At 53.8% G+C, this 2,276-nt stretch carries 1 protein-coding gene; it reads right to left on the minus strand.

The window, feature by feature from the left end; genetic code table 11:
• Positions 1–2,276, minus strand: a 2,276-nt coding sequence (locus AACS92_RS20835; protein ID WP_099112006.1) for a host specificity protein J, incomplete at both ends; no start/stop codon positions are given.

Genomic DNA, 2,276 nt, shown 5'->3' on the forward strand with positions numbered 1-2,276 from the left:
CGTGTGCGCTGCTGGAGGTCTTTCAGCATGTCATGCAGTCTCTCAATGGCCTGCGCATTTTCCGCAGCGGATTGCTTGTAACGCGCATCGACTCTGGCCTGTTCAGCAAGTTGTTCCTGTAAGCGTCGCCCAATTTCGGCATCCAGAAAATGATCCTGACTGGCTTCGACTATCCAGCGAGTATCATTAGACGCGTGGCCACTGACCAGAGACGTCCATTCCGAAGCATTACCCGATTTATCCACCAGCCGTGCCCGAAAGTAGAGCTTCTCTCCCGCTGCCAGCCCTTGTAACGTGTGGGTGCGTTGCGGATAGGCAATATCAGCGAACTGCAACGTGTCATCATCTTCTCCGCTTTTGTTGTAGCCAATTTCCGTTTTCAGCAGAATATCCGTCGGGTTAGCAAAATCCCAGTCCAGCCGGATACCAAAAAGTAGCGGCGTGGTTTGGAGGGAGTGCGGTTCCGATGGCGGCCTTGTGTGTCTTTCCAGCAGGGTATCCCGTGTGGTCGTCCAAATACTGGAGATTGCCGCGGCATTCATCGCCCTGACTCGCGCCTGATAGCGTCCTTCATCGACGTTCGGTACCTCAAGACGCCGGGCGGTTGTCTGGGGTACCGTTATCCAGTTGCCATTATCTTTACGCCATTCGACGTCATAGGCCACGGCACTGTCGGCGGCATCCCATGTGATTTGCAACGTGGTGGTGATAATGCCCTGATTAATCGAATAATCACTGTCGATGCGGATATTTTTCGGGGCCGGCTGAACACGGGGTGGAAGAGTAGCCACGGGGCGTTCGTCAATACGGGTGTTCCTGTCGATAAGCGCATACTTGTCTGGGTTATGCTCAACTGCCGTAATCTCAAACGAGACACCGTCTTCCCCTGCTTTGATACCCATCACCCGGAAAGGGTGTTCCACGCTATAGCTGGATTCAATGGACCAGACGGCCCCCGCCTCCGGGAGATCTGAATAAGCATAGCCACCGCTACTCACGGAAACGTCCTGTCCGTTGATCGCGGTAATGAGATCCTTTCCTGTTTTACCGGAAGGCAGGTTGACGACCAACCAGTCCCCCACGTTTGCTGATGGCACCCGATCCAACGTGAGCATATATCGCCTCGGCACAGCCTGAATACGCCCACTTCTGCCGGCTCCTGACAGCAGATTATCCGATATGCCGATAAGGTAACCCGGCAGAGGAATACGCCCCTCCAGTCCAACAGTGAAGGTGACGGTCCGGTCGTGTTCATTGGTATACAGTACCCATTTTCCACGCCGGATGGCTTCACTCTGGCGGGTACAACCAATGGCGGTGATATCGGCCTGCCGGATACCATAGCGACGTATCAGGCGATGCTCAAACACCGGTTCGATCGCATCCTGATAGCCGTTCTGCGGATCAGACCAGCTCACCATCGCCGTAGAATAATGGGTTTTCTCACTGGCACTGGCATAGGTGAATTTACCGTCACGCACATTAGCACCCGTAAAGAGATAATCCCTGTCACGGGGCATATCCGCCAGCACGTTCATGTTGTTATTGGCCCAGAACGTCATCCCCCGGAAGATCCCCGCAATATCACGCAACACCGCCCAGGCATCTTCCTGTGACTGAATATACACATTGCAGGTAAAACGGGGTTCTTCGCCCCCTTCACCATCCGACACCATCTGATCACAATATTGCGCGATGGTGTACAGATCCCATTTTGCCAGCGTCAGGTTTTCCGCTTTCACCCGGGTGCCGATACTGAATCGGTCATTGATCATCAGGTCGTACAGCACCCAAGCCGGATTGTCGCTCCATGCCCATTTGAAGGTGCCGTCCCAACTGCCATAATAACGGCGGCTATCGGGATAATAATTGGCGGGCACACGGATGATGCGCATCTTCGGCTCACAGGTGATTTGCGGGATATTGCGGAACTGTTTGGCATCAAACTGAACAAATAACAGGGCTGTTTCCGGGTAGCTTAATTTGGCATCGATCACCTCAGTAATGGCTTCCACTACCATGGCATCCGCGATCCGGTTGCTGTTCTGTTTTGGCGTCAACCGCCGAAGGCGCACCTGCCAGCCCGAATAAGCAGCGGGTAAATCTACCCGATGGGAACGTTCATATTGGGTGGTAGTTTTGCCATCAACGGCGGTTTTCAGGATTTCCTTGAAAGCGCCGCCATCAGTGGCAAGGTCAATGGCATAGTCAATGCGATAACCCACCGTGTCTCCGTTCTCTTTTTGCTGCTGCAACTGGGGCCACGATAACCGCAG

The organism is Xenorhabdus sp. KJ12.1, from assembly GCF_963876495.1.
In the GTDB taxonomy this organism is placed as follows: Bacteria; Pseudomonadota; Gammaproteobacteria; order Enterobacterales; family Enterobacteriaceae; genus Xenorhabdus; species Xenorhabdus stockiae.